The organism is Bradyrhizobium sp. sGM-13 (genome assembly GCF_018398875.1).
Classification (GTDB): domain Bacteria; phylum Pseudomonadota; class Alphaproteobacteria; order Rhizobiales; family Xanthobacteraceae; genus Bradyrhizobium.
This window is the reverse complement of the sequence record NZ_JAGWDK010000500.1, coordinates 1-219: the sequence shown is the minus strand read 5'-3', so window position 1 is coordinate 219 and position 219 is coordinate 1. Positions and strand designations below refer to the sequence as shown.

Genomic DNA, 219 nt, shown 5'->3' with positions numbered 1-219 from the left:
AAGCAGATACCGCGGTTTTCCGATGATGGCCTGCGCGAGCGCCACCATCTGCTGCTGTCCGCCGGACAAATCGCCCGATCGAACACGCAAGCGGTCGCGCAGCTCCGGGAATGTGTCGAGCGCAACGTCGAGGGCCGACCGGAGTTCAGCACGCGTGAGATGGCAGCCCGCCACCTTCAGATTGTCCTCCACGCTCAGGTCGTTCAGCACCTGATGACC

At 63.5% G+C, this 219-nt stretch carries 1 protein-coding gene; it reads right to left on the bottom strand.

Features of this window, described 5'->3' with window-relative positions; genetic code table 11:
* On the bottom strand, positions 1 to 219 hold a 219-nt coding region (locus KJQ96_RS39790), incomplete at both ends, for an ATP-binding cassette domain-containing protein (RefSeq protein WP_213291301.1).